This is a genomic window from Mesorhizobium sp. CO1-1-11 (assembly GCF_020164995.1).
Taxonomy (GTDB): Bacteria; Pseudomonadota; Alphaproteobacteria; order Rhizobiales; family Rhizobiaceae; genus Mesorhizobium; species Mesorhizobium australicum.
The window spans coordinates 243,114-268,973 of the sequence record NZ_JAIUHE010000005.1 but is presented as its reverse complement, the minus strand read 5'-3'; the positions used below and the strand labels follow the sequence as shown (position 1 = coordinate 268,973).

Annotated in this window: 30 protein-coding genes and 1 pseudogene; 18 read left to right on the top strand and 13 right to left on the bottom strand. The window is 63.5% G+C overall.

Annotated elements, in window-relative coordinates:
- The first annotated feature begins 77 nt into the window (after window positions 1–77).
- From LB554_RS08055 to LB554_RS08025, 7 genes and pseudogenes are all read left to right on the top strand, one after another.
- A complete protein-coding gene (locus tag LB554_RS08055) occupies window positions 78–401 on the top strand; it encodes an ArsR/SmtB family transcription factor (RefSeq protein ID WP_015316758.1) in 324 nt (107 codons plus the stop codon).
- On the top strand, window positions 398–829 hold the full coding sequence (locus LB554_RS08050) for an SRPBCC family protein (RefSeq protein ID WP_140788326.1): 432 nt from the start codon (window positions 398–400) through the stop codon (window positions 827–829). The genes LB554_RS08055 and LB554_RS08050 overlap by 4 nt, the downstream gene beginning before the upstream one ends.
- Window positions 830–916: 87 nt before the next feature.
- Window positions 917–1,309: a VOC family protein gene (locus LB554_RS08045; protein WP_224583994.1), complete on the top strand. Its 393-nt coding sequence runs from the start codon at window positions 917–919 to the stop codon at window positions 1,307–1,309.
- A 39-nt stretch (window positions 1,310–1,348) separates the two neighbouring features.
- Entirely contained in the window at window positions 1,349–1,570 is a 222-nt protein-coding gene (locus LB554_RS08040) for a hypothetical protein (protein WP_015316761.1), read from the top strand.
- Window positions 1,563–2,008: pseudogene (locus tag LB554_RS08035) on the top strand (DUF1801 domain-containing protein). Before LB554_RS08040 ends, LB554_RS08035 begins: the two are co-directional and overlap by 8 nt.
- Before the next feature lie 32 nt (window positions 2,009–2,040).
- Window positions 2,041–2,433, top strand: coding sequence for a DUF1801 domain-containing protein (locus LB554_RS08030; protein ID WP_140824325.1), 393 nt, complete (start codon window positions 2,041–2,043; stop codon window positions 2,431–2,433).
- 357 nt (window positions 2,434–2,790) lie between these two features.
- Complete coding sequence (locus tag LB554_RS08025; RefSeq protein WP_224583992.1) at window positions 2,791–3,885, top strand: acyltransferase family protein; 1,095 nt, start codon at window positions 2,791–2,793, stop codon at window positions 3,883–3,885.
- A gap of 29 nt (window positions 3,886–3,914) precedes the next feature.
- Here the strand turns inward: LB554_RS08025 and LB554_RS08020 are convergent, their stop codons facing one another.
- The 6 genes from LB554_RS08020 to LB554_RS07995 form a co-directional block, all read right to left on the bottom strand.
- Complete coding sequence (locus tag LB554_RS08020) at window positions 3,915–5,915, bottom strand: glycoside hydrolase family 127 protein (RefSeq protein WP_224583990.1); 2,001 nt, start codon at window positions 5,913–5,915, stop codon at window positions 3,915–3,917.
- 86 nt (window positions 5,916–6,001) lie between these two features.
- A complete protein-coding gene (locus LB554_RS08015) occupies window positions 6,002–6,859 on the bottom strand; it encodes a carbohydrate ABC transporter permease (RefSeq protein WP_224583988.1) in 858 nt (285 codons plus the stop codon).
- On the bottom strand, window positions 6,859–7,785 hold the full coding sequence (locus LB554_RS08010; protein ID WP_140724950.1) for a carbohydrate ABC transporter permease: 927 nt from the start codon (window positions 7,783–7,785) through the stop codon (window positions 6,859–6,861). The genes LB554_RS08015 and LB554_RS08010 overlap by 1 nt, the downstream gene beginning before the upstream one ends.
- 172 nt (window positions 7,786–7,957) lie before the next feature.
- A complete protein-coding gene (locus tag LB554_RS08005) occupies window positions 7,958–9,235 on the bottom strand; it encodes an ABC transporter substrate-binding protein (protein ID WP_140663573.1) in 1,278 nt (425 codons plus the stop codon).
- Window positions 9,236–9,309: 74 nt separating this feature from the next.
- The gene (locus LB554_RS08000; protein WP_224583986.1) at window positions 9,310–10,353 is read right to left on the bottom strand and encodes a LacI family DNA-binding transcriptional regulator; all 1,044 of its coding nucleotides are present in this window, start codon (window positions 10,351–10,353) and stop codon (window positions 9,310–9,312) included.
- Between the two features lie 383 nt (window positions 10,354–10,736).
- Window positions 10,737–10,970 (bottom strand): hypothetical protein, encoded by a 234-nt coding sequence (locus tag LB554_RS07995; RefSeq protein ID WP_015316770.1) that lies wholly within the window; start codon window positions 10,968–10,970, stop codon window positions 10,737–10,739.
- A 323-nt stretch (window positions 10,971–11,293) separates the two neighbouring features.
- Here LB554_RS07995 and LB554_RS07990 point away from each other — a divergent pair, with 323 nt between their 5' ends.
- Window positions 11,294–11,791, top strand: coding sequence for a GAF domain-containing protein (locus tag LB554_RS07990; RefSeq protein ID WP_015316771.1), 498 nt, complete (start codon window positions 11,294–11,296; stop codon window positions 11,789–11,791).
- On the opposite strand, the gene LB554_RS07985 is transcribed toward LB554_RS07990, so the two are convergent.
- The 4 genes from LB554_RS07985 to LB554_RS07970 all read right to left on the bottom strand — a co-directional run bounded on the left by LB554_RS07985 (window position 11,792) and on the right by LB554_RS07970 (window position 15,891).
- Window positions 11,792–12,856, bottom strand: a complete 1,065-nt coding sequence (locus LB554_RS07985; protein ID WP_224583984.1) for a YeiH family protein — start codon at window positions 12,854–12,856, stop codon at window positions 11,792–11,794.
- 140 nt (window positions 12,857–12,996) lie between these two features.
- Complete coding sequence (locus LB554_RS07980; RefSeq protein ID WP_224583982.1) at window positions 12,997–13,383, bottom strand: ester cyclase; 387 nt, start codon at window positions 13,381–13,383, stop codon at window positions 12,997–12,999.
- 111 nt (window positions 13,384–13,494) lie between these two features.
- Window positions 13,495–14,934 (bottom strand): PAS domain S-box protein, encoded by a 1,440-nt coding sequence (locus LB554_RS07975; RefSeq protein WP_224583980.1) that lies wholly within the window; start codon window positions 14,932–14,934, stop codon window positions 13,495–13,497.
- A 63-nt stretch (window positions 14,935–14,997) separates the two neighbouring features.
- Window positions 14,998–15,891 (bottom strand): LysR family transcriptional regulator, encoded by an 894-nt coding sequence (locus tag LB554_RS07970; RefSeq protein ID WP_224583979.1) that lies wholly within the window; start codon window positions 15,889–15,891, stop codon window positions 14,998–15,000.
- A gap of 145 nt (window positions 15,892–16,036) precedes the next feature.
- Here LB554_RS07970 and LB554_RS07965 point away from each other — a divergent pair, with 145 nt between their 5' ends.
- The 6 genes from LB554_RS07965 to LB554_RS07940 all read left to right on the top strand — a co-directional run bounded on the left by LB554_RS07965 (window position 16,037) and on the right by LB554_RS07940 (window position 20,524).
- Window positions 16,037–16,432 carry a cupin domain-containing protein gene (locus LB554_RS07965; RefSeq protein WP_140876516.1) on the top strand — a complete coding sequence of 132 codons (396 nt, stop codon included), beginning with the start codon at window positions 16,037–16,039 and terminating at the stop codon, window positions 16,430–16,432.
- A gap of 43 nt (window positions 16,433–16,475) precedes the next feature.
- The gene (locus LB554_RS07960; RefSeq protein WP_015316779.1) at window positions 16,476–16,817 is read left to right on the top strand and encodes a carboxymuconolactone decarboxylase family protein; all 342 of its coding nucleotides are present in this window, start codon (window positions 16,476–16,478) and stop codon (window positions 16,815–16,817) included.
- A 2-nt stretch (window positions 16,818–16,819) separates the two neighbouring features.
- Complete coding sequence (locus LB554_RS07955) at window positions 16,820–17,809, top strand: aldo/keto reductase (RefSeq protein ID WP_224583977.1); 990 nt, start codon at window positions 16,820–16,822, stop codon at window positions 17,807–17,809.
- A 269-nt stretch (window positions 17,810–18,078) separates the two neighbouring features.
- The gene (locus tag LB554_RS07950; RefSeq protein WP_140617885.1) at window positions 18,079–18,543 is read left to right on the top strand and encodes a GNAT family N-acetyltransferase; all 465 of its coding nucleotides are present in this window, start codon (window positions 18,079–18,081) and stop codon (window positions 18,541–18,543) included.
- Window positions 18,544–18,559: 16 nt separating this feature from the next.
- On the top strand, window positions 18,560–18,943 hold the full coding sequence (locus LB554_RS07945; RefSeq protein ID WP_140824338.1) for an ACT domain-containing protein: 384 nt from the start codon (window positions 18,560–18,562) through the stop codon (window positions 18,941–18,943).
- A 147-nt stretch (window positions 18,944–19,090) separates the two neighbouring features.
- Entirely contained in the window at window positions 19,091–20,524 is a 1,434-nt protein-coding gene (locus LB554_RS07940) for an aldehyde dehydrogenase family protein (RefSeq protein ID WP_224583976.1), read from the top strand.
- Window positions 20,525–20,588: 64 nt separating this feature from the next.
- On the opposite strand, the gene LB554_RS07935 is transcribed toward LB554_RS07940, so the two are convergent.
- The gene (locus LB554_RS07935) at window positions 20,589–21,473 is read right to left on the bottom strand and encodes a GyrI-like domain-containing protein (protein WP_224584050.1); all 885 of its coding nucleotides are present in this window, start codon (window positions 21,471–21,473) and stop codon (window positions 20,589–20,591) included.
- Window positions 21,474–21,746: 273 nt separating this feature from the next.
- Here LB554_RS07935 and LB554_RS07930 point away from each other — a divergent pair, with 273 nt between their 5' ends.
- On the top strand, window positions 21,747–22,157 hold the full coding sequence (locus tag LB554_RS07930; protein ID WP_015316785.1) for an MbcA/ParS/Xre antitoxin family protein: 411 nt from the start codon (window positions 21,747–21,749) through the stop codon (window positions 22,155–22,157).
- Complete coding sequence (locus tag LB554_RS07925; RefSeq protein WP_140663555.1) at window positions 22,151–22,849, top strand: RES family NAD+ phosphorylase; 699 nt, start codon at window positions 22,151–22,153, stop codon at window positions 22,847–22,849. The genes LB554_RS07930 and LB554_RS07925 overlap by 7 nt, the downstream gene beginning before the upstream one ends.
- Window positions 22,850–22,882: 33 nt before the next feature.
- Here LB554_RS07925 and LB554_RS07920 read toward each other — a convergent pair whose 3' ends face one another.
- Window positions 22,883–23,449: a DUF308 domain-containing protein gene (locus LB554_RS07920; RefSeq protein WP_140824340.1), complete on the bottom strand. Its 567-nt coding sequence runs from the start codon at window positions 23,447–23,449 to the stop codon at window positions 22,883–22,885.
- Window positions 23,450–23,654: 205 nt separating this feature from the next.
- Here LB554_RS07920 and LB554_RS07915 point away from each other — a divergent pair, with 205 nt between their 5' ends.
- Window positions 23,655–24,566 carry an AraC family transcriptional regulator gene (locus tag LB554_RS07915; RefSeq protein ID WP_224583974.1) on the top strand — a complete coding sequence of 304 codons (912 nt, stop codon included), beginning with the start codon at window positions 23,655–23,657 and terminating at the stop codon, window positions 24,564–24,566.
- A 37-nt stretch (window positions 24,567–24,603) separates the two neighbouring features.
- Here the strand turns inward: LB554_RS07915 and LB554_RS07910 are convergent, their stop codons facing one another.
- On the bottom strand, window positions 24,604–25,053 hold the full coding sequence (locus LB554_RS07910; protein WP_141906939.1) for a universal stress protein: 450 nt from the start codon (window positions 25,051–25,053) through the stop codon (window positions 24,604–24,606).
- 171 nt (window positions 25,054–25,224) lie between these two features.
- Between LB554_RS07910 and LB554_RS07905 the strand changes: the two genes are divergently transcribed.
- Window positions 25,225–25,806 carry a histidine phosphatase family protein gene (locus LB554_RS07905; RefSeq protein ID WP_224583972.1) on the top strand — a complete coding sequence of 194 codons (582 nt, stop codon included), beginning with the start codon at window positions 25,225–25,227 and terminating at the stop codon, window positions 25,804–25,806.
- Window positions 25,807–25,860 lie beyond the last annotated feature (54 nt).

Below are 25,860 nucleotides of genomic sequence, written 5' to 3'. Positions count from 1 at the left end.
GCTCCAATCTTCCGCTTGACGAACATATATCCCTGCGGTTATACGTCAACCAATAGCCAAGGGGTTATCGATTAGCCGTGCCAGACGCTCATGACACGCTCTTCAGGACGCTCGCCGACCCGACACGGCGGGCGATCTTCGAGCGGCTGTGCCGCCAGGGCGAGCAGACGGTCGGGGCGTTGACCAGCCAGTCCGGCGTCTCGCAGCCGGCGGTGTCGAAGCATCTCGGCGTTCTGAAGCAGGCCGGGCTGGTGCGCGACCGCCACGAAGGCCGCCAGACGCATTACAGCGCGCAGCTTGCCGCGCTGGCGCCGCTGATGGACTGGACGCGCCATATGGCGGGGTTCTGGGAAAGCCGGTTCGACGACCTCGAGGATTTGCTCAAAAGGATGGACCAGTGAACGATAGTGCACAGCAAACCCGCACTGTCGTCGTCGAGCGGGAGATCTCCCATCCGCCCGAAAAACTCTGGCGCGCGTTGACGCAACCGCATCTGATCGAGGAGTGGCTGATGAAGAACGATTTCAAACCCTCCGTCGGCCATCGCTTCAACATCAGCGCCGACTGGGGCGGCGTGCTGGACTGCGAGGTGCTTGCCGTGGAGCCGCACAAGAGGTTGTCCTACAGCTGGAATCTCGCGCATCAGGACCCAGCGTTCGATCTCAGGAGCGTGGTGACTTTCACGCTCACCCCGACGCCAACGGGAACCCATTTGCGCATGGAGCAGGCCGGTTTCCGGCCCGACCAGAAGCGGGCCTATGGCGGCGCCAAGGTGGGTTGGCCGCAATTCCTGGAAAAGCTGGAAGAGCTTCTGGCGCGGACGGACTGAGGCCTCTCGGCCGAACTGAAAGCCACAAAGCCACACAGAAAAAATAGAGGGCGGGTTTCCCGCCGGCAAAACCATGGAGAAAAAGCGATGAAGATCAAACTGACCAGCATCTATGTCGACGATCAGGAAAAGGCGCTTGCCTTCTACACCGGCGTGCTGGGCTTCACCAAAAAAGCCGATTTCAGCAATGGGCCGTTCCGTTGGCTGACGGTCGTCTCGGCCGAAGAGCCCGACGGGACCGAATTGCAGCTGGCGCTGAACGACAACCCGGCGGCAAAGGCCTACCAGCAGGCGATCTTCAAGCAGGGCCAGCCGGCGCTGATGCTCTTCACCGACAACATCAAGGGCGACCATGAGCGCATCAGGGCGAAGGGCGGTGCCTTTGCCATGGCGCCTACCGACGTGACCGGCTCGACCATCGCCAAGTTGGAGGATGGCTGCGGCAATCTCATCCAGATCACCGAACTGGCGCGCTGGTAGGGCGCCGGGTTTCAACGCATAGCGCAAGAGGAGGCAGAATTGGACTGGAGCAAATGGATGCGGCAAGCGCATCGCTGGCTGTCGATCATCTTCACGGCGACCGTCGTCGCCAATTTCGTCACCATGGCGTTTGGACAGCCGCCGGCCTGGGTGGTCTATTCGCCACTGCCGCCGCTCTTCCTTATGCTGTTCAGCGGCCTCTATATGTTCGTGCTGCCCTATGTCGCGAAAGGACGCAGCGCACAGCGGGCCAATGGATAGGAGGAAAGCGCATGGCCAAGGCGACCCGGCCAAGGCTGAGCCGAAGCTGCTTTCCGGCGGCAACCCGCAGATCGCCAAGGATTATGGCGACGCTCCGGTGCAGGCCTATATCGCGGCGATGCCGGGCTGGAAGCGCGAGGTCGGCCAACGCCTCGACGCGCTCATCGAGCGCGCGTACCCGGCGTAAACAAGGCGGTGAAATGGAACTCGCCCTTCTACGGCGTCGAGAGTGAGGGCTGGTTCCTCAGCTTCCATTGCTTCACCAGATACATCAAGGTGGCCTTCTTCCGCGGCATGTCGCTGGATCCGGTGCCGCCGGGCGAATCCAGGAGCCAGGACACGCGCTACCTCGACATTCATGAGGACGACGCGTTCGACGAAGCGCAGTTCAGCGCCTGGGTGAAGCAGGCGAGCCTCTTGCCTGGCGAGCGCATGTGAGTGCCCTATCTAGCATTCGAAGGAGAAACGGCATGACGACCACCCAGGACAGCAAATCTCCCTCCGAGCTGATCGACGGCAGGATCAAGGACTTGGGCGACTGGCGCGGCGAGATGCTGGGGCGGCTGCGCACGCTGATCCATCAAGCCGATCCCGACGTGGTCGAGACGTGGAAATGGCGCGGCGTGCCGGTGTGGGAGGATGCCGGCATGATCTGCACCGGCGAGACCTACAAGGCGGTCGTCAAGCTGACCTTCGCCAAAGGTGCCGCGCTGCCCGATCCCGCGCGCCTGTTCAATTCCAGCCTCGAAGGCAACACACGGCGCGCCATCGATTTCCAGAAAGGCGAGGAGGTCGACCAGGAGGCCTTCAAGGCGCTGGTACGCGCGGCGGTGGCTTTGAACAAATCCAAGTCCCGAAAGTAATCGTTCATTGCGCATAAAGGTCACGGTCGGCGCTGCCCCTCACTGTCCTGCCGGACATCTCCCCGTAAACGGGGCGAGAGGGCTGCCCGCGAGGCCGACGCTCTTTCCGCAACGCCGGCGATTGGCGAAATCGGCGAGAACGGCGTCCCTCGCCCCGTTTACGGGGAGATGATGCCGGCAGGCAGGCGAGGGGCAGCGCTGACGGCAGATGATTGCCAACGGCTTCAACACGGCGGCCCACGGACGCTGCCAGCCTCACCGCAAGACAGCCGCGTTTACGATCTGGGAAGCTTGATGGTGCTAGACATCGCGGGATGATGGCTGGCCAGCCGGGCCGGCCGGTTTGGATTCGCCGCCATGAACAGCAGCCCGATGCGCATGCCGTGGGTGGACACGGCCAAAGGTCTCTCGATCATCCTCGTGGTCATGATGTACGCGGCCTACAACACCGGCGAGTATACAGGCGGCGTCGGCTTTCTCCACTATGTCATCGGCTTCGCGACGCCGTTCCGGATGCCGGAATTCTTCCTGATCTCGGGGCTGTTCCTGTCGCAGGTGATCGACCGGCCGTGGCTGCGCTATATCGACCGGCGCGTCGTCCATTACCTCTATTTCTACGTGCTGTGGGCGATCATCTCGATCGGGCTGAAGATCGGCATCTTCAGCCGGGATCCCGCCGGCATGCTGCACGACCTGGCAATGGCCGTCGTCCAGCCCTATGGCGTCCTGTGGTTCATCTACATGCTGGCGGTGTTCGGTCTTGCCGCGAAACTGCTGCGGCAGCTTGCCGTGCCCGCCTGGATCGTCATCCCGATCGCGGCCGGCCTGCAGATGTGGGCGCCGCATCCCGACAGCTACGCGGTCGAACAATTCGCCGCCTATTTCGTCTTTTTCTACGTCGGCTTCGTCATGGCCCCGCTGGTGTTCCGGCTCGTCGAATGGACGCAGGCCCGCCCGGCTGTGGCTGTCGCCGGGCTCTTCCTGTGGGCTGTCGTCAATGGCCTGCTGGTCTATTCGCCAGGTTATGCCATGCAGCCGGTCGGCATGCAGATGGGTCTGGCGGCATGGCCGCCGCTGCATCTCGTCCTGGCCGTCGCCGGTGCCGTGGCGCTTTGCGTGCTTGGCGGTTTCCTGTCGAAATTTCCCGCCATGGAATGGCTGCGCTGGCTCGGCGAACACTCGCTGGTCGTCTATGTCGCCTTCACCATTCCGATGTCGCTGTTCCGCGGCGCCGCACTGGCAAGCGGCCTGCTGACCGACACGGGCTTGCTCAGCCTGGCGGTGCTGCTGGTCTCGATCGTCAGCCCCGTCGTGCTTTACTTCATTGTCCAGCGCATCGGCTTCGGCATGTTCTTGTTCGAGCGGCCGGCCTGGGCGCATATTGACGGCAGCGCCGCGAAAACAGCGCCCAAAAAGCCGCTGACCGCCGCCGCCCAGTCGAGCCGGACATAACCGGCCGCCCCATGGCGTTACGGCCGACCTCAACCATCGCGCAGCCAGACCAGCATCTCGCCCGGCTCGCGGTTGTCCCAGGCGAAATAGGGGATGGCGGTCAGGCGGGTCTCGACCTTGGCCGGCGGCTCGGAGCGATAAAGGCCGTCCTGCCAGCCATCCCCGGCATCGGCTTGTGCCGTGGCTGAAAGCGTCACCACGCCGCCGAGCAGGTCCGGTTCGTCATGCGCCTCGATGCCGGCCGTGCGCGGCAGGGTCAGGCGATGCAGGCGGCTGTCATTGTCGGTCGCCTCGACGCAGTAGATCAGCGGCCCGCGCGACAGCGCGACGCGGCCGGCGTCCTGCCTCACCTCGGGATTGGCATAGAGCCGCTCGATCGGCATTTCGAGATCGAGCCTGACACGGTCGCCCTTCTTCCATTGGCGCCGGATCGCGGCGTAGCCGTCACTGGTCACTTCTGCGAGGTCGATCGCCTCGCCATTGATCTCGAGCTTGGCCTTGGAGCTCCAAGCCGGCACACGCAGGTGCAGCGTGAACTCTACCGGCGCCTGCGGCTCAACGGTGATCTCGACGGCACCATCCCAGGGATAGCGGCTCGCCTGCGTCAGCGTGACCGGTGTGTCTGCAATGTCGAAGCGGGCGGTGGAATCGCCATAGAGATGAACTGCCAGCGCGTCGTCCGCCAGGCTGTAGAAATAGCTGCCGATCGAGGCGACCATGCGCCCGATATTTGGCGGGCAGCAAGGGCAGCGGTGCCATTTCCATCTGTTATGCTTGCCCCGGCTTTCCAGCGGGTTCTCGTAGAAGAACAGCGAGCCGTCGAGCGACAGGCCGGAAATGGAGCCATTGTAGAGCGCGCGCTCCATCATGTCGGCGTAGCGGGCGTTCGGCCCCATGCCGAGCATGCGGGTCGCCCAGAACACCAGCCCGACCGACGCACAGGTCTCGGCATAGGCGGTTTCGTTGGGCAGGTCGTAGTCGCTGGTGAAGCCCTCATTGTGCGCCGACGGGCCGAGCCCGCCGGTGATGTAGAGGTTCTTGGTGGTGAGGTCGTCCCACAGCCGGTCGAGCGCCACCCGCAACGTGTCGTCGCCATATTCGGTCGCGATGTCGGCCATCCCCGAATAAAGGTACATGGCCCGCACCGCGTGGCCGACGACCTTGTCCTGCTCGCGCACCGGTATGTGCGACTGGCTGTATTCGTAGGTCTTGAAATGATAAGCCTTCGGGTCGGCGCCACGGGCGCGCGCCTCCTCGTCGAAATAGTGCGGCTGCTGCCCGCGCTGGTCGATGAAGTATTTGGCCAATTCCATGTACTTTTGTTCGCCCGTCACCCGCGCCAGCTTGACCAGCGCCAGCTCGATCTCCTCATGGCCGCAATAGCCCTTTTTCTTGCCGGGCTCGGGCCCCAGCACCGAAGCGATGTGGTCGGCATAGCGGCACATGATCTCGAGCAGCTTGCGCTTGCCCGTCGCCTGGTAGTAGGCGACCGCGCCCTCGATGAGGTGGCCGGCGCAATAAAGCTCATGGCAGTCGCGCAGATTGGTCCAGCGCTTGCCCGGCTGGATGCGCTGGTACCAGCTGGAGAGATAGCCGTCCTCCTGCTGCAGCCTGCCATACATGTCGATGACGGCGTCGATCTTCTTCTCCAGTTCGGGATTCTTACGCCGGTAGAGCGAATAGGCCGCGGTCTCGATCGTCTTGCCGAGATCGGAATCCCAGAACATCTGCGTGGTCACCGTCGAGCCGGTGAAGCCGGCGGAGGCCGCCTCGTCGGGCGAGGGCGAGTGGAACGGAATGACGACGCCCGGCGAGGGCTGGTCCGGATCGATCTGCTCCAGCATGCGCGCCGCCACGCAGCGGTCGTAAAGGATGTCGGCGGTGCGCGTGGCAACCGCCTCGGCGCGGTCGCCCCAGAAGCCGCGCACGTCGACCTGCGGCACCGGCAGCGGGCGGAAGGCGAGCTTCGGCTTGCCCGTCTCCTGCGATTTATTTGGGGTGGCGTGCCGGGGGGATGGCGATGCGGTCATGAACTCACTCCATTCGATCTGACGTCTATCTCTTTGTTGGAGCCTGATCTTTCCGAAAACCGGTTCCCACTTTTCGGGATCATGCTCTATTTGACGGCCCCGGCCATCAGGCCGCGGATGTAGAAGCGCTGCAAAGCCAGGAACAGGATCAGGCACGGCACCATCATCACGGTGACGCCCGCCTGCACCGCGCCCCAGTCGATGGCGCCGAAGCGGCCGGACTGAAGTGCGGTCATCATCACCGGCAGCGTGAACTTGGACTGGTCGGTCATCAGCACCAGGGCAGCGAGGAATTCGTTCCAGGCGCCGAGGAAGGCAAACAGCGCGATGGTGACGACACCAGGCCAGACCAGCGGCAGCATGACCTTTATGAGCATGGTGGCGTTGCCGGCGCCGTCCATGCGCGCGGCCTCCTCGATCTCGCGCGGCACCGCATCGAAGGCGTTGCGCATCATGAAGATCGAGAACGGCAGCTGCAGCGTCACATAGACGCCGACCAGGCCGGTCAGTGTGTTGTGCAGGCCAAGCTTGGTCAGCACCAGGAAGATCGGCGTCAGGATCGACTGGAACGGGATCATGATCGTCGACAGGATGAGGACGAAGAACAGGTCCTTGAACGGGAACCGAAACCGCGAAAAACCGTAGCCGGCGAGCACGCTGACGATGACCGACAGTAGGACCGTCATCACCGAGACGTAGATGCTGTTCTGCGCCGAGGCCCACAGGCCGTCGCCGAAACTGTTCAGCGTTTGATAGTTCTCCAGCGAGAAGCCTGTCGTCGGCCAGGGCGGCAGCGGCGGCAGGCGCGCCTCCTGCGCCGGCTTGAAGGCCGACAGCACCGTCCACACGATCGGCGCGACGAACAGCACCGAGGCGACGATGCCGGTGGAATGCCTGGCCAAGCGCGCGGCAAGCTTGCCTGTGCCCGATATCGCCTGCGCCATCAGTCGAGCCCCTCGGGTTTGCGCAGCAACCAGAGCTGGACGAGGCTGAGCGCCACCAGGATGACCAGCAGCACCATCGAGAGTGCCGCGCCATAGCCGAGCTTGAACGACACGAAGGACTGGTTGAAGATCCAGTACACCGCCGTCAGCGTCTGGTTGCGCGGGCCGCCGCGCAGGATGATGTAGAACTGGTCGAAGGCAAGGATGGAGCCCGCGACCGACAGGATCAGCGCCAGCGCCAGGGTGCGGCGCATCAGCGGCAAGGTGATCGCCCGGAACCTGGCGAACGGCCCGGCGCCGTCGATGACGGCGGCCTCCTGCAGGTCCTGCGGGATCGACTGCAGGCCGGTCATCAGGATGATCATGGTGAAGCCGGCGACCTTCCACACCACCATGGCGATGATCGACCAGAAAGCCGGTTGGAAGGTGGCGAGCAGGTTGAACTTCTTGTCGATCAGGCCGAGATCGTAAGCGGCGGGGCTGAACAGGCCGGAATCGACGTTGAGCAGCCACGACCACAAAAGGCTCGCCGAGGCAAAGCCGACCACCGCCGGCATGAAGAACATGGTGCGGTAGAGGTTGGTGAACGGGCGCGGCCGCTCGATGAAGATCGCCAGCGGAAAGGCGACGGCGAAGATCGCGATGGTGACGATCAGCGTGTAGTAGCCGGTGAATCTCAGCGCGTTCCAGAACCTGGTGTCGCGCAGGATTGCCCAGTAATTGCCGAGGCCGATGAAGGAGTGCTCGCCCATCAAGGGCCAGTTGTGCAGCGACATCCAGGCCGTCATGCCGAGCGGAATGACGAAGAACAGCATGACCAGCGCCACCGCCGGCGCGACATAGAGCAGGCCAATCCATTGCCGGCGCCCGGCGCCAACGCGTTTGCGGACGCGGGGTGGGGCGGTGGTTGCGGTGATGGTGGTCATGGCTGTTTCCCTGGCGCTGCGTCCCCTCCTCCTCGAGGGGAGGGTCCGGCCGAAGGCCGGGGGTGGGGTCCTCCGCCAAGCGCGCCGACATCAAGGAACGTCGAGCACTGCCGAGACGACCCCACCCGGACCTGCGGTCCGACCTCCCCTCAAGGGGGAGGTGGAGGCGGCGCTACTTCTGCGGCGCCTGGTCGATGATCGACTGCATGGTCTCCTGGGCGTTTGCTATGGCGCCATCGACGTCGTCGCCGAAGAACACCTCGTTGATCATCTGTGTCCACGGGCCGTTGGCGGAGTTGATCAGGTCGTTGAACACCACCGAATACGGCGTCTTGCCCTTGGCCATCGCCTCGGCGGCAATCTGGTAGCGCGGGTCGAGCTCCTTCAGCGCGTCCTTGGCGATGTCGCCGCGCACCGGCAGGCTGCCGTATTTGGCCAGGATCGTCTGGCCTTCGAGCGAATAGGCGAAGTCCAGGAACTCCTTCACCACGGCGAGTTTCTTGGTGCCCTTGGTGACGACGAAATTGTCGCCGCCGGCAAAGGACGACCAGTTGCCATCCTTGCCCGGCAGGAAGGTGATGCCGTAGTCGACATCAGGATATTGCGTGTTGAGCGCGCCGATGGCGAAGGCGCCGGAGGGCGAGATGCCGATATTGCCGGCGGCGAAGGCGGCAAAGAAATTGGCGCCGGTGTCGGTCTGCGCGCCCGCCGGCACCAAATCCTTCTTGACCATCGAGCGGTAGAGATCGATGGCGCCGCGCAATTGTGGGCTGTCCAGCGTCGCCTTGGAGCCGTCCTCCGACAGGATGTCGCCGCCCGAGGCCCAGATCAGCGGCGTGAAGGTGAAGATGTTGCAGCCACCGCAATTGCCGGAGAAGTAGAAGCCCTTGATGTTGCCGCCAAGAGCGTTGACCTTCTCGGCGTCGGCTTCGATCTCGGCCCAGTTGGCCGGGCCTTTTTCAGGGTCGAGGCCTGCCTGCTTGAACAGCTTCTTGTTCCAGATCAGCACCGAGGCGTCGGCCGAGAAGGGCAGGCCGTAAATGCGGTCCTTGTAGGTGCCGGTCTTCACATGCGCGGGCGACAGGCTGGCGAAATAGGGGAGCGATTTCGCCCAGTCGGTGATGTCCTCCAACTGGCCGGCGGCGGCGAAGGAGGGCGTGTAGATCAGGTCGAGCGACAGCGCGTCGGGCGCCGTGCCGCCGGCGGCGGCCGCGCCATATTTCGGGATGATCTCGGCATTGGGGATGATGTCGAGCTTGACCTGGTCCTTGTTCGCCTTGTTGAAGGCGTCGACGATCCTCGGCATGAAGTTCGAGCCGTCGGCGCGTACCCAGATGTTGGCGGTTTCGGCGGCGGCAAATTGCAGGCCGCAACCCAGAACGGCAGCCGTCAACGTCAATTTGGTCAACGCCAATTTGGTCGGGGCCAGTTTGGCAATCAAAGTCCTCATGTTCTCCTCCTCCTCATTTGGCCGCGATGCGCGGCTTGCCGCCGATCGCGGCGCTTCGTTTCTCAGGCGTCTTTTCAGCCGTCGGGCAGGCGGCCGCAGGACTGCCGCACCACCAGCCGGCACGGCAGTTTTCTGATGCCCGGCGCGGCGGGCTTGCCGCCGACCAGGGAAAGCAGGGTCAGCCCGGCCTCGCGGCCGAGCGCTGTCAGGTTCATGTCGACCGAGGTCAGCGGCGGGCGGGTCGCCTCGGCCACGATCTCCCAATTGTCGAAGCCGATGACGCCGACATCGCCGGGAACGCTCAAGCCACGCTCGCGCAGAGCATCGATGACGCCGCGCGCGATCTGGTCGTTGCCGCAGAAGACGGCGTCCGGCTTTTCTCCCCCGCCATCGAAAAGGATCGTCACCGCCTCATGCCCCCAGGCTTCCGACCAGGCGCCGAGCAGGGGTTCGATGACGGACAGGCCGTTCTCGATCAGCGCGGCGCGATAGGCCTGCGCCCGTTCATGCACCACGGCAAAACTGGCCGGGCCGGTGACATGGGCGATGCGCTTGCGGCCGAGCCGGCAGAAATGGTCGACGGCCAGCCGCGCCCCCCCGGCATCGTCGGAAACGAAGGCGACGGCGTCGGGATCGGGCTGGGTGAAGGCGTAGATCACGGGGATGCGCAAATTGGCGAGATCGATCGGCAGATGGCGGTCGATGCGCTTGCCGGTGGCGATGATGCCGTCGACGCGCTTGTCGAGCATGGCCTCGACATGGAGCTGGCCGAGGCGGGGATCCTCCTCGACATTGCACAGGAATACCGAGACGCCGGCATCGACCAGCGCATCCGAAATGCCCGACATCAGCGGCAGCGAGAAACGGCCATAGGTGTCGTTGGTGAGCAGGCCGACAGTAAAGGAGCGGCGCCTCAGCAGGCTCTGCGCCAGGCTGTTAGGCCGGAAGCCCAGGTTGCGCGCCGTCTTGCGAATGCGCTCGCGGGTCTCGGCGGTCATGCGCCCCTGATCGTTGAGCGCCTTGGATGCAGTGGCAACGCTGACGCCGGCCTGCGCGGCCACGTCGCGCAAGGTGACGGGTTTGGGAAAGACCGGAACTGGCTGGTCGTCCGATGCCATCGCGGCAGAAATCCTTGGTTGGAAAAAGGTTTTCCCTTACCGGCCGGAATAAAGCCCGGCTAACGGCCGAACCCAATCGGGACTGTCTGGAAAAACCTTTTCTCAACTTGAAGGCTAGGCCAGATCGGGGGACCGATCAAGAGGAAAATGGCCAGATCAGGGTTCCTCGGTACCATCCGCTATTTCGCGCGCGGCCGCGACGTTTCGCATCTTCGAGGCCGAAAGGCAGGTGAAAGGGAACGCGCCGCGGTGTGGAGCTGGACGCTCTTGCCCTTGGTCGGCAGGATCATTGCATGGCTGGAACGTCAGACGTGGCTTGAGCCGCCGCATTCCTTGACTCGGTGCAAGCCCAGCGGGAGACCGCTCACGTCCTTGGAGTGACTCTATGCCTTCTTGGCCACACGCTTCTTTTTCGGCGCCGGGTTCAGCGCTTCCGCCACGCGATCGGCTTCTTCCTTGGCCAGGCGCAATTCCCTCAGCCTTGCCGTCTTGATCTCCCTGGCCCTCGCCTCGGACATGTATTCGGCGGTTGCCTTGTTGCGCTCCGCGGTTTTCTTCTGCTTGTCGACAAAGCGGGCTTCAGCTTTTTGCATGATCGTCTGATTGCCGTCGGCCATTGAAGAAATCTCCTTCGCGCGTGAAATCGTGAAAATGAACTTCTCGATAAATAGGCGCCCGGAAGGAAAAATTCAATCTTTCGAATAATTTGGCCTCCTTGTCGGCGTCAGGAGACCGCGCTTCGAAATAATACTTTTGAAATTTTTCTCCCGCCGGAATCAAATCTTGCGCCGGGAATGGAGATAGCGCCAAGGCGCCAACGGACAGAATTTCGAACGGAAAACCGTTTCGCATTTTCCTGGAATTGCCTAGGATGGTCCGGTGGTCGTTTGGTGCAGGGTTTGCGGAAACGGAACCGCGATTCCCAGTTTGGAGACAAATCATGTTCGCGGCCCAGGCCATCGATATCTCAGACAAGGCCGCGTTCTACCGCGACCTTGCCAAGCAATTGAAGGCGCTGCTCGAGGGCGAGCACGATTCGATCGCCAACGCCGCCAACACCGCGGCGCTGATCTTCCAGATGGTGCCCGACCTCAACTGGGCCGGCTTCTATTTCCTGGCGTCGGACGAAGAGTTGGTGCTGGGACCCTTCCAGGGCAAGCCGGCCTGCGTGCGCATTGCCGTCGGCCAAGGCGTATGCGGAACGGCGGTCGAGCTCGGCACCTCGATGCTGATCAAGGACGTGCATGATTTCCCCGGCCACATCGCCTGCGACGCCGCCTCGCGCTCCGAGCTGGTCGTGCTGCTTGAGGACGAGGAGGGCGTTTTCGGCGTGCTCGATCTCGACAGCCCGCTGCCCGGCCGCTTCGACAGTGCCGACCAGGCCGGCATCGAGGCGCTGGCGGCGATCTATGTCGCGGCGAGTTCGTTCCAGGATTAGTTACCCTGAGACCTTCACCAGCATCAGGCTGAAGCCGCCGATGAACAGGAAGGCGCAGAAGGCGAGCGCCAGCGGGCGCAGGCCGCGCGAGCGCAGTTGCGAAATGTCCGCCTGCAGGCCCATGGCGGCCAGCCCCATGGTGAGCATGATGGTGGTGGCCAGCACTACCGCCTGCTTCACTTCGGCTGGTATCCTAACCAGGCTGTTCAATGCCACGACGGCGACAAAGGCGGCGACGAACCACGGCATGGGCGGGCGTGCAGCCGACTGGTCGTCACTTTTGCGGCGCGCCATCAGGCCGAGCGCGATGATCATCGGCGCAAGCATGGCGACGCGGGTCAGCTTGGCGACGGTGGCGATCTCGCCGGATTGGGTGCCGTTCTGGAAACCGGCGCCGATGACTTGCGCCACCTCATGGATGGAGGCCCCGGCCCACAGTCCGAAGGCGTGCTGGTCGAGGCCGAGCAGCGGCGCCAGCAGCGGGAAGCCGAGCATGGCGATGGTGCCGAACAAGGTGATCGAGGCGACGGCATAGGTGACGTCCTCGTCGCGCGCATCGGTGACGATGTTGGTGGCGACGATCGCCGAGGCACCGCAGATCGAGGTGCCGGCGGCGATCAACTGGGTGAGCTTGGCGTCGACGCCGATCAGCCGGCCGAGCGTGATGGTGAAGACGAAGGTGGCGCCAAGGGTCAGTGCGACGATGCCGACGCCGCCGGCGCCGATCGAGACGACCTGGCCAAGCGTCAGCTGGAAGCCGAGCAGCACGATGGCGAAGCGCAGCAGGCGCTTTTGCGAAAAGGCGATGCCCGCCTTGGCGTGCACCGGTGTGCCGAGCACGTTGGAATAGACCATGCCGGCGACGACGGCCAGGATCATCGGGCTGAACAGGGCAAAACCGGAGACATTGCGGGCCGAGAAGGCGACGGCCGTGATCATCGCCACCAGCACGATGCCGGGAATGATGCCGTTTCCCAGGGAATCGAGGCGCTTGCGACCTTGGGCCAGATCGGCGGAAATCAGGCCTTTCGGAATACCGTTCGCGATGTGGATCAGGGACGACAATGCAATTCTCCGTGCAGACATGCCGGAGAAATGTCATTCCAAGACTAATCTTTCCAACGAATTATTTTCGTTAGAATGATCGATTTTTATGAACGGTCTTAGGCGCGCTTCGAAAAGCAGACGAGCGGTGAAGGGCCGGCCTACAGCTGCGCTTCGATCGCCGCCTTGTCGATCACCGACCAGACGTGCCTGATCCTGCCGTCGAGAAACTCGTAGAAGACGTTCTCGCTGAAGGACACTTTCCTGCCGTTGACCGGCAGGCCGAGAAAAGTTTCCTTCGGCGTGCAGTTGAATTGAAGGCGGCTCGCTATGAAAGGCGTATCGGCGATCAGCAGCTGGATGTCGAAATAGAGATCGGGAATTTCGCGAAAATCCCGCTCCAGCATGTCGTGGTAACCCGACAGGCCGACCCGGTCGCCATTGTAGTGCACCTCCTGGTGTACGAAGCGGTCTAGGCTCCGCCAGTCCTGGGCTTTGAGGCAGGCGATGTAGCCACGATAGCTATTGGCAAGATCTTCATCGGTCATAGCATGCTCCGGTGCTTTGCCAACCGCATGTCTTCCACGACTGTTCCGGACGGCGAGAAATGCTTGTTCGGGGAAGACATAGAGCGGCGATGCCGGAATGCGAGTGCGGCATCAGGGAAGGACTTCGAATTCCGGTCCGCCGATCACCTCGTCGATCGCCTGTGGGTCGACGTGCTCGCTGTCGACCGAGGCTTCGAGCTGCGACAAGGGGGCTTCAAGGGTCCAGGTGACGCCGTGGCTGTCATATTCGAGAACGCCGGTGCCACTTACAGCTGCTGGAGCGACGCGCTGGAGCACGACGGTGCCGAAACCGCCATGGCCGATGTTCTGCACCTGAGGACCATCGCGCTCTTTCCAGATCAGCTGGAACCGTTTCAGGGCGCCTGCCTGGCTCACCTTCCATTGCACCGATATCGTTCCCTCGGCGGCCGAAAGCACGCCATATTTGGCGGAGTTGGTCGCCAGTTCATGAAAGGCGATGCCGAGATACTGGACGGCATTGGGGTTCAGCGTCAGGGAAGGGCCAGCCATGGAAATCCGTTCCTCGTTGCCGAACGGTTTGGCTTGTGCCAGGAGCAGCTCGAAAATCGTCGCGCCTCGCCAGTCGCCGGACACCAGCAGGTCGTGCGAGAGCGACAGCGCCATGATGCGCTCGCGCACCTGGCGTTCGAACTCCGCCGGTGTCGAGGACCTCTTGCTGGTCTCGCGGATCATAGAGATGATGACGGAATACTGGTTCTTGACCCGATGGTTGACCTCGCGCATCAGCATGCGGATGCGATATTCGCTCTCCTTGGCTATCGAGATGTCGCGGGCGATCTTGGAGGCGCCGATGATCCGGCCGACGGCATTGCGTACGGGCGAGATCGTCAGGGATACGGGCACTAGGCTGCCGTCCTTGCGGCGGCGGATGGTCTCGTAGGTCTCGACCCGCTCGCCTTTGCGGATGCGCTCCAATATGCGCGGCTCCTCGTCCAGGTGGTCATCGGGTATCAGCATCGTCACGGACCTGCCGACCGCTTCGTCGGCGGTGTAGCCGAACAGGCGCTGGGCGCCTGAGTTCCAGCTCTTGATGACGCCGTTCAAATCCTTGCTGACGATTGCATCGAAGGAGGATTCCACGATGGCCGACAGATGATGCCTGGCCTCGTCGGCAAGATGCCGGTCGGTGAGGTCGAACAGCATGTTGACGGCCCCGACCAGCCTGCCTTGGTCGTCATGGAGCGGCGTGGGATAGGGAAGGAAGGGCACGCGCGTGCCGTCGGGACGCTGCGAGATGGCCGACTGGTTTCTGACCGGCCGGTTCTCCCGCAACGCAACGGCCATCGGGCATTGGTCGTGCGGCAACACCTGCCCGTCGGTCGTGAACAGCTTGTGCGTTACGCACCACTGGTCTTTTCCGAGCTCGGGCTCGCGCTCGGCAAAATCGGCCGCGGCCCGGTTGAAATAGGTGATCCTGCCTTCGCTATCGGTCGTGTAGATGGCGACAGGAAGATTATCGAGGATTTGATGGGATAGATCGAGTGTCGAACTGTTCGACAGGTCCGTCATGCGCAAGGTTCCATTTAACCACCGTGAACGCTGTCCGGCTGAATTGGTTCCTGGACCCGTAAGCTAGCCGCGATAACGCAGCGCATCGACCAGCAGCGTAAAGGCGGGCGTCGCCTGGCGGCGGCTGGGATAGTAGAGGTGGTAGCCGGGAAACGGCGGGCACCAGTCGGCCATGAGCCGCAACAAACGGCCATCGGCGAGATGCGCCGTCACTTGATCCTCCGGGAGATAGGCGAGGCCGACGCCGGCCAACACGGCATTCATGCGCAGCCCCGCCGTGTTGAAGATCAACTGGCCGTCGACGCGCACCTTCAGCTCGCGTCCGGCCTTCTCGAATTCCCAGGCATAGAGCCCGCCATGGGTCGGCAGGCGCAGGTTGATGCAATTGTGATCGGTCAGGTCCTGCGGCGTGCGCGGCTTCGGCCGGCTTGCGAAATAGGCCGGAGATCCGACCACCGCCATGCGCATGTCCGGCCCGATGCGCACCGCGATCATGTCTCGCGCCACCTGTTCGCCCAGCCGTACGCCGGCGTCGTAACCCCCGGCGACGATGTCGGTCAGGCCGTAGTCGACGACGATCTCGATCCGGATGTCGGGATATTGCGGCAACAGCCGGGCAATGGCCGGCCATAGGACCGTGTTGGCCGAATGTTCGCCGGCGGTGATGCGGATGGTCCCCGCGGGCTTTTCTCGCAATGCGCTCAAGGCGGCGAGCTCACTTTCGATCTCGTCGAGCCTCGGTCCGACGGTGCGGGCCAGGCGTTCGCCGGCTTCGGTCGGCGAGACACTGCGCGTGGTGCGGGTCAAAAGCCGGACGCCCAGCCGCTCTTCCAACGTGCGCAAGGCATGGCTGAGCGCCGATTGGGATACGCCAAGCTTGGCCGCCGCCCTGGTGAAGCTCTTCTCGCGCGCGACGGCGAGGAAGGCGGTCAACTCATTCAGATTGTCGCGTGGCATTGATGAATTTCTCTCATAAGTACATGCCGGATATAGCAGCTACTCATGACCATCGCAGCCCCTAAATAGAACGCAATCGGCCCAACAAGCCGGCGCTCCTGGCCTGGCGGCAATGTCCTCCCGGCATGACGAAAGGACGGAAAACGTGGAGATCACACGAAGCGGCTCGCAGCCCTCGGCGAAGGGGCCCGCCGAATATTTCACCGGGGCGGTGCGCATCGATGCACCCTTCAAGGGCAGCGACCTCGCGCGCGTCGGCGGGGCCACCGTGACCTTCGAGCCCGGCGCGCGCACGGCCTGGCACACGCACCCGCTCGGCCAGACGCTTATCGTTCTGTCGGGCGCCGGTCTGGTGCAATGCGAAGGTGGGCCGATCCAACAGATCCGTTCCGGCGACATCATCTGGTTCGCGCCGGGCGAAAAGCATTGGCATGGGGCGTCGCCGACAACGGCGATGAGCCATATCGCCATTGCCGAAGCGCTCGACGGCAAGGTCGTCGACTGGATGGAGCATGTCACCGACGAACAATACGGGATTTGACCGACCAGACCTCGCCCACCGACGACACAAGAAGGAGATCCTCATGACCCATGCCCCAGCGCCTCCCAAAAGCCCGTTTTCCGACATCGCTCCAGCACTCGGCACCTATACCGACGAGGTGCTTTTCGGCGACGTCTGGAAACGCCCCGGCCTCTCGCCGCGCGACCGCAGCCTCGTCACCGTCGCCAGCCTGGTCTCGGGATACCGGATCAACGAGATGCCGTTCCACATGAAGCGGGCGCTCGAGAATGGCGTAACCCATGACGAGCTCATCGAGGCCATCACGCATCTTGCCTTCTATGCTGGATGGCCGCCGGCAAGCACCGCGATCGGCATCGCCCGCAAGGTCTTCGAACAGGCCGACGCCGAGAAGAAGGGACACTGACGATGCAAAAGCGCACACTTGGAAACAGCGGCCTCGAAGTCTCGGCCATCGGCCTTGGCTGCATGGGCATGAGCCAGTCATATGGGCAGCCGATGGAGACGCCGGATGCGGTCCGTCTGATCCGGGCGGCATTCGAGCGCGGTGTCACCTTCTTCGACACGGCGGAGGTCTACGGACCGTTCAGGAACGAAGAGGTCGTCGGCGAGGCGTTGCAGCCAATCCGCGACCAGGTGGTGATCGCCACCAAATTCGGCATCGACATCGCCGGTGCGGCCGGACATCAGGGCATGGACAGCCGGCCGCAGCATATTCGCGACGTCGTCGAGGCCTCTCTCAAGCGGCTGAGGACGGACTACATCGATCTTCTCTACCAGCATCGGGTCGATCCGGTCGTGCCGATCGAAGAGGTGGCTGGCGTGGTGAAGGACTTGATCAGCCAAGGCAAGGTGAAGTATTTCGGCCTCTCGGAAGCGGGCGTGCGCACCATCCGCCGCGCTCATGCGGTGCAGCCGGTCGCCGCGCTTCAGAGCGAATATTCACTCTGGTGGCGTGAACCCGAGGAGGCGATCCTGCCGGTCCTCGAGGAACTGGGAATCGGCTTTGTGCCTTTCAGTCCGCTGGGCAAGGGTTTCCTCACCGGCGCCATCAACGCCGGGACGACGTTCGACGCCAACGATTTCCGCAACAGCGTTCCGCGGTTCACGGAGGAAGCCCGCCAGGCAAACCAGGCACTGGTCGACGCCATCGTCGCGATCGCGGCTGACAAGAACGCGACATCGGCACAGGTCGCGCTTGCCTGGCTGCTGGCGCGCAAGCCCTGGATCGTTCCCATCCCAGGCACGACCAAGCTAAACCGCCTTGAGGAAAACATCGGATCTCTCGCCGTTGCCCTGACCGCGGACGATCTTCGCGATATCGAGAACGCGGTCTCGGCGATTGCCGTCCAGGGAGAACGATACTCCCCGCAACAGGCGGCGAGGATCGATCGCTGAGGGTCCCAGCTGTATCAGGCCAAGGCGTTGCCGACGGTTTGGCCCAATGACAGGCCGAGGCGTTGTCTTGACGCGGGACCGTTGCTGCTCCAGCTTGCCGCGATGTTCGTTCCCGCGCCCGTCATCGCCAAGCGACGCCGCTTCCGCCCAGCGTGGAGCGGCACGCTGATTGCGCGACGACAAAGGCCGGCAGGATAAATCCGCTTCGCTCGTTTCCAGCCCCGCCCGCGACAACAGCCGGCGGGGTTTTTCATGCCTGGAGCACTGTCATGATCATCGAGTCTGCCATCCGGTTTCGGCCGGCCGAACCCGCCGATGCCGCCGCCATCCGCGACATTGTGCGTGCCGCCTATGCCAAATGGGTGCCGGTGATCGGCCGCGAGCCGCTGCCGATGCGCGCCGACTACGAAAAGGCCGTCGCCGAGCATCCGTTCGACCTCGCCGTCGAGGACGGCCGCATCGTCGGCATGATCGAGACCACGCTGGCCGACGATCACCTGTGGATCGAGAACGTCTGCGTCGCGCCGGAAGCGCAGGGCAGGGGTATCGGCCGCCTCCTGCTGGAGCGTGCGGAAATCAAGGCGCGCGAGGCGGGCCGCAACGAGCTTCGCCTGTTGACCAACGGCGCCTTCGAAGCCAACGTGTCGCTCTACAAGCGGCACGGCTATACGGTCGACCGGGAAGAGCCGTTCATGAATGGGGTGACGGTCTATATGAGCAAGAGGTTGGCATGACGATCAGAGCGCGACGATGGCTGCGAGGATAACGCTGAAGCAACTGTCCGGGCTCTACGCGATTTCGCGGCTTCAAGCCGCTGACGGCATCCCCGGCTGGGCGGACGGACCAGGTTTCGTCAGCATCACCAGGACCGACGACGAGCTCTCGATCACCTGCCTTCAGGATCGCGTGCCCGATGCCGTCAAGCATGACCGCGACTGGGTCGCCTTCAAATTGCAGGGGCCGTTCGCGTTCGACGAAACCGGCATCGTGCTGTCCGTCATCAGGCCGCTGTCGGAAAACGGGCTAGGCATCTTCCTGGTATCGACCTTCGATGGCGACCACCTGCTGGTGAAAGCGGCTGACGAGCCTGCGGCAAGAGGTTTGCTGGGCGAAGCCGGGCATACGCTGCTATAGTCCGCTCATCGCTGGTCCAGCCCTCTGGCTCAACCACTGCCGCGTTGGCTCAACCAGTTCGGGGGTTGCGTTTGACAGCGCCGTTTGCGCATCGTTATTTCTAGCCAGATATCACGGCCTGGCCATGCGGCACCCCAAGGAGAGACTATGTCACACGATCTGCAGTTCTACATCGATGGCGCGTGGGTCGATCCTGTCGTGCCCAACACGCTCGACGTTATCGATCCATCGAACGAGGATGCTTTCGCGCGGATTTCGCTCGGCTCCAGGGCCGATGTCAACAAGGCGGTGGCCGCCGCCAAGCGCGCCTTCAACACTTACGGCTTCACCTCGGTCGAGGAACGCCTCGACATCCTCAACCGCGTCATCGAGGTCTACAAGAAGCGCAGCAAGGATCTGGCGATCGCCGTGTCGCGCGAGATGGGCGCGCCGCGCCAGATGGCGCTCGACAGCCAGGTCGGCATCGGCCTGGCGCATCTGGCCAAAATGGCCGAGACGCTGAAGAATTTCCAGTTCCGCCACGTCAAGGGCAACCATCTCGTGGTCAAGGAGCCGATCGGCGTCGTCGGCCTGATCACGCCCTGGAACTGGCCGCTGAACCAGATCACCTGCAAGGTCGGTCCGGCACTCGCCGCCGGCTGCACCATGGTGCTGAAGCCCTCGGAAATCGCGCCGCTCAACGCCATCATCTTCGCCGAAATCATCGACGAGGCCGGCGTGCCGAAGGGCGTGTTCAACCTCGTCAACGGCGACGGCCCTGGCGTCGGCCAGGCGCTGTCCAGCCATCCCGACATCGACATGATGTCGTTCACCGGTTCGACCCGGGCAGGCATATTGGTGGCCAAGGCTGCCGCCGACACCGTCAAGCGCGTGCATCAGGAGCTTGGCGGCAAGTCGGCCAACATCCTGTTCCCGGATGTCGACCTCGCCACCGCCGTCAGCAAGGGCGTCGCCGGCTGCTTCAGCAACAGCGGCCAGTCCTGCAACGCGCCGACGCGCATGTTCGTGCCGCGCGACCGCCACGACGAGGCCGCGGGATATGCCAAGACGGCGGCGGAAAAGTTCACGGTCGGTCCAGCCGACGGCGCCAACACCAAGCTCGGCCCCGTCGTCAGCCAGGTCCAGTTCGACAAGATCCAGGACCTGATCCAGAGCGGCATCGACGAGGGTGCCACGCTGGTCGCCGGCGGCCCCGGCCGCCCTGCCGAACTCAATCGCGGCTACTATGTCAGGCCGACCGTGTTCGCCGACGTCACCCACGACATGCGCATCGCGCGCGAGGAGGTTTTCGGGCCGGTGTTGGCGATCCTGCCCTACGACACGGTCGAGCAGGCTGTCGAGCAGGCCAACGACACCGTCTACGGCCTTGCCTCCTACATCCAGGCCAAGGACCTGCAGAAGGCGCGCGAGGTCGCGGCCCGCATGCGCTCGGGCAATGTCTACATCAACTATCCCCAATGGGACGCCGGCCTGCCCTTCGGCGGCTACAAGCAGTCGGGCAACGGCCGCGAATACGCCGAATACGGGCTCGAGGATTTCCTCGAGATCAAGGGCATCGCGGGGTACGAGGCGGCGGAGTAGTGCAGGACTTTCGGGCCGGCGCAACGCCGGCCCGGTCAGAAGGGACAGGTCCCGTCAGAAGGCTCTATTTCAGCGGCAGAAACAATTCGCAGACCACATCAGGCACCGGCACATTCGGGAACATCGAAAAGTGCCGTTGGCAATAGATCGGGAAGTCACGCGCTTCCTCGCCGCTGGCAGGAAGCCAGTCGCGATAAAGGTAGAGCGCGGCTGGCTCCAGATTGTTGGTATTGTGGACGACGCGCAACACGGCGCAGCGTCCGCCGGGGATCACGCCAGCCATCATTTGCCCGTCATCAGCGTCGATCGGCAGGTCAGTCCCGACACACAGGTCCATGCTGTAGTCGGCTGGGTTGGCGGGGATCCTCTCGGAACGGAAGACGTTGAACGTCGGGCTCGTCACCGGCGACAGGCCGGCGGCCTTGCGCCAGGCGATGAACCGCTGGATGGTGTCGCCGAGTGTCGCCCGGTCGCCTCGATGTTCCATGATCGCCACCGGCGTCGGGGGCACATCGCGGATCGTCACGTCGTCGTGGTCATAGGTAATGTGCATGAGCTTGCTCCTTGCATTGTCCATAGGCCCGAAGGCTGCAAGCCACGGTGCCCAGTCGGGCGACTTCCGGAACGATGAAGGAGACTGCCCGAACCGTTGCCGAAAGGCGCGGGCGAAGGCGTCCGGTGCATCGTAACCGGCATCCATCGCTATGTCCGTGACGCTTTCGGCATCCCTGAAGGCCAGCCGGTATGAAGCGCGCTTCATGCGGGCAAGCTGGACATAGCGATGCACGGACAGCCCGAAGGTCGCCGTGAACTGCCGGTGGAAATGGTATTTGGAAAATGCCGCGATGCCGCTCAAAGCATCCAGGTCCAGATTGCCGTTCAAATGCTGGTCGATATGATCCAACACTCTCTGCATCCGGGCATGGTAGTTTTGAAGCGCCGCCTTCATCATTCCGTTCTCCGTGGCAGCACCAGCTAAAGCGTATGCGGACATGACGCGCTCGACCGATCTTGCGGTTTGTCACGGGTCGCGGAACCGCGCCAAGGACCGTTTAGGGGCACGCGCGACCTTAGTTGGAAATCCAACTACCGGGAAATTCGACTGTGCTTATATTGTTCGGACCATCTAATCGCCATCAGCGCGGTCCTCACCAGCAATGGCTCCCCGCCTTGCCAATTGGCATATACATGCTATATATCTGCCAATTCGCGAGGTCCAAATATGCAGCTTCAAGCCATCACCGCCACACCGGCCACGGTCGGCTCAGCCATTTCGGATGAAGAGGCAGGCGCCTTGGCGCGCACCACTGTCAACCTGTTCAAGGCCTGGAACCTCACCGACTTCGAGGCCTGCGTCCTGCTTGGCGGCATTTCGGCGCGCACCTGGGCGCGCTGGAAGGAGGGCGGCATCGGCCGGATCGACCGCGACCTGCGCACCCGCATGGCGCATCTGATGGGCATCCACAAGGGGCTGCGTTACCTCTTCACCGAGCCGGCGCGCGGCTATGCCTGGATACGCAAGCCCAATGCCACCTTCGGCGGGCAGTCGGCGCTCGACGTGATGCTGCGCGGCGACATTTCCGATCTCGCGGCGATGCGCGAATGGCTCGACGCGGAGCGTGGTGCATGGTGAGTGGGCTCGCGGTCCGGCGCCGCGTCCACTGGCCCCAGACCTATCGCATCATCCGCTCCATCCATCCGCCGATCGATCTCTTCGAGGACATCGCCGATCCGCGCGACTGGGAGGCGCTCGCCGCCGTCGAGGAGAAGACCAACCCGCGCATCCGGCTGGAGCTTGGCGATCTCGGCAAGGTGCCGGCCGCAAGGCGGGTTTCCGGTCCTGGCGCCAGTTTCGTCATGGCGCCTTTCGTGCATTGTTCCGTCCTTCGGCCCGGCCGTTTTTCGGACGGCAGCTACGGCATCTACTATGCCGGCGACAGCGAGGACGTGGCGCTGGCCGAAACCATCCACCATCACCAGAAATTCATGCGCGCCACCAACGAGGCGCCCGGCTGGACGGCCGATTTCCGCGTGCTGATCGGCAGCGTCGATCGCGACCTCGACGACGTCAACGCCGTGCCCGGCGTGCTCGATCCCGACGACTACACGGCGTCGCAGGCGGAAGGGCGGGCGCTGCGGGCCGCCGGCAGCGACGGGCTGGTGTGGAACAGCGTGCGCATGCCCGATGGGGAGTGCATCGGCATCTTCTGGCCCGACGCCATCGGTGTCCCGGTTCAGGGCCGCCACTACAGCTACCACTGGGACGGCGGCCGCGTCGATTTCGTGCGCCAGCACGACACGGGCAAGGTGCTGGAAGTGGTTTGAGCGAAGGCCGCCGCGGCAACCAGTCCCAGGCCTTTACGTGGGCTTGCGTGCCTGCGTGACGGCCAGCCATACGGCCGAGACGAGGAAATAGAAGGCGCCGAACGCGGCATAGGGCGCGATGTCGGTGATGCCAGGCGTCGCGGTGCCGATTGCCTGTTTGATGAAGAAGCCACCGGCCAGCGCCGACTGCGCACCGCTCAGCACCATCGCCCACTGCGCGCCTGCCCGCCAACGGCGCACACCGGTCGCAAGCTGGAACAGGCCAGAGAGAACCGCCCACGCACCGAACACCGCCAGAACCGCGTGCGGGCCCTGTCCGAGTGCGATGACGACGGCAATGGCCGTGATCGTGCTGACCACCGCGTTGAGCGCCTGGCTGGGATTGGCTTTCAGGCCGCCGCTACGCTGCGCGTCCAGAATATTGGCGATAGCGTCCCACAAGGGGTAGGCGACCAGGAGTAGCGCGGAGACCGGCGGCGCGCTTTTGCCAAGGGTGAAGGCCGCCGCCACCCAGGCGACCGAAAAGCCGGCCCGGAGGAAATAATAGGATTTCAGCCACTGCGATGCGGCGCCGGGCGCCTGGATGGTTTGAGTGCTCATTGGAATTTCCTGTCTCGTTGGTTGGATGGCGATTGATCCGTTTGATCGATTTGGAACCACGTTCGCCGAGTTGGATGATTGGAACAGCCCGTTCTCGCAGCCTTGGCTGCGGGATTGGTTTTGATCCAAGGAAAAAACGGCGCATAATCAGCACGAAAATGCGCTATCGTCGTAAGGAATGTAGCGGAGCCGGCCGGTCGCATCCATGATGGAATTGCCTGAAAATTTGACCATTCTTCCGGATGGAGGGCCGCGTGCCGGTGTCTCCGGGGACCTTCTCTCGCATGTGCTGGCGCAGATCAGGCTTACCGGCGACGAGGTTTTTTCACGCACGCTGACAGAGGCGGAGCAACTCGATCTCGACGAGGGCCAAGCCCATATCGTCGTGGTGACCGTCGGCGCGCTGCGCATGGAGAGTGGGGATCAGGCCCCTGTCGTCATAGAGGCCGGCGACCTCGTGCTCCTGCCTCGTGGTCCCGGCGCGTTGCGGCTGGTGGCGTCGCATCCGCGGGTGGCGATCGTCGCCTGCCGCTTCTGGTTCGATCCTGACAGCCTGCGGGGAATGATCTTCGCCTTGCCACGATGCATCCATATCGAGCGTGCCCAGGGGGCAGGGTGGGTCGATGGAATGCTGCCTTTCCTGATGGTCGAAACCAGCGACGCCCAGCCCGGGGCGGCTTTGATGATTTCCCGCATCATCGATCTCATGGTCATCCGCACCTTGCGCAGTTGGGTCCACGAAGGACGCGCCACGGGCTGGCTCGGCGGGCTTTCGGATGCACGCATCGCCCGTTCCTTGAAAGCCATTCACGAAAGGCCGCTGCAGCGGTGGAGCATCAATGAACTGGCCGACAAGGCCGGCATGTCCCGGTCCAGCTTCTGCGAGCGCTTCGCCGCGCTCGTCGGGCGCTCGCCGCTGCGCTACCAGAATGAATGGCGGCTGGGCCTGGCCCGCGATCTGCTGGCCAGGCGAGACGCACGCGTGGGTGAGATCGGCTTGCGCATCGGCTACGAGTCCGAAGCCGCCTTCAGCCGCGCCTACAAACAGCTCTTCGGGCATCCGCCACGGGTTGAATATGCCCTGGCGAATGAAGCCGCACCGGTGAAACCGCGCTGACCGATGGCGCCAGCTTGAAAATATCGGGTTGCGGCCGTTACCGCACCACCAGCACCGGGATCTCGGTGTAGGACAGCACTTCCGCCGTCTGGCTGCCCAGAAGCAGCCTGCCGAGGCCACGGCGGCCGTGCGAGGCCATGACGATCAGGTCGCAGCCTTGCGCCCGCGACAGTTCCAGGATCGCTTCGGCCGGCCTTTTGTCCTCGACATGGACCAGCGTGGCGGACACGCCGGCGGCATCGGCGGATGCCTTGCATTTGTCGAGCACTTCCTTGCCATAGCGGCGCGCTTCCTCCTGATAGGTGACCAGTTCGTCGCCGGCGGCATAGCCGGCCATGGCGCCGCCCCAGGCGAAGATCGGGAATTGTTCCGAGACGGTAACGAAGGTGACGGCGGCGCCGATGCCCTTGGCCAGTGTGAGGCCCTGGGCGACACCCTTGCCGGCCAGGTCAGAACCGTCGGTGGCGATGAGCAGATGTTTGTACATGATGGTGTTGCCTGTCGTGCCTGATGACTATCCAGCAGAGATAGTTATGCCGCACGCTCAATCATTGTGCCAATGCGGCGGGAATCAGGGCCAGGCGAGGTTTCGCCAGTACCCCGGATTCCCCTTTGCCGCATCGTCCTCTAAGGTGCCGCCGACATCGAAAGGTACCCCATGAGCAGTGCGTTCCCCCAAATCCATCTGGTCCGGCATGGCGAGACGGCATGGAGCCTTTCGGGGCAGCATACCGGGCGCACCGACATGCCGCTGACGCCGGCCGGCGAGGCGGCCGCGCGGGGTGTTGCGGAGCGGTTGAAAGGCCTACCTTTCTCAGCCGTCTGGTCGAGCCCCTCGCAGCGCGCCTACAACACCAGCGTGCTTGCCGGCTTTGGCGCGGCAAGCGTCAAGATGGACGATCTGCAGGAGTGGGACTACGGCGCCTATGAAGGGCGCACGACGAAAGAGATCCTGGCCGAGCGGCCGGGCTGGAACGTGTTTCGCGACGGCTGTCCGCAAGGCGAGCTGGCGGCCGATGTCGGCACCCGCGCCGACAGGATCATCGAGCGCCTGCGCAAGGCCAATGCCGACATACTGATCTTTTCCAGCGCGCATTTCCTGCGCGTGCTGGCCGCCCGCTGGCTGGGTCTGCCGCCGGAAGGCGGGGCGCTGTTCGTGCTCGACACGGCCAGCATCAGCGTGCTCGGCTACGAACATGATTTCGGTGAGCCGGTCGTACGCAAGTGGAACGGGAAGTAGTGCGGGCACCGGCTCGGCGCGGAAGCGCCGTCTTTTCGTCATCCACGGGCGGAG